This is a genomic window from Oleiphilus sp. HI0066, from assembly GCF_001635725.1.
The window spans coordinates 1-457 of the sequence record NZ_LWFH01000929.1; the positions used below are offsets into that span (position 1 = coordinate 1).

Annotated in this window: 1 protein-coding gene; it reads left to right on the forward strand. The window is 45.3% G+C overall.

The genetic code is table 11. The features are described 5' to 3' along the window. A partial coding sequence (locus A3738_RS10685; protein ID WP_156504199.1) for a DTW domain-containing protein occupies positions 1–457 on the forward strand: 457 nt, incomplete at both ends.

Below are 457 nucleotides of genomic sequence, written 5' to 3' on the forward strand. Positions count from 1 at the left end.
GAATGAGCAAGGCGTGTTAATCGGAGCGAAGCTTCATCAAGATGAAAGCAAGGTAAAACGTATGCCTATCTATCACGCCAAGATCGAAGGCAGTCGTTACTGTTTTGGTTGCGCTTTGCCGCATAAGATGTGTATGTGTGGACACGTCGAAGCTAGCAAAGATCAAACCTCTGTCGTTATTTTTAGGCACCCAGAAGAGCGTAAAAAAACGATCTCTACGGTATCGTTAATCAAGCAGCGTTTTCCAAGCGTTTTAGTGAAAGATTCTGAGGTGTTTCCGGAGCCTCGTGCTAAAGAGCGTGAACAACAGGTGCTAATATTTCCTGGGGGCGACATTGTCGAGGCAGGCTTTGCTCAGTTAAATATGCAGGCAGAGGCTAAGAGTCTTGAACGTCAGTATATTCTCATTGATGCAACATGGCGTAAGGCGAAAAAGATACTACACCTCAATCCTTGG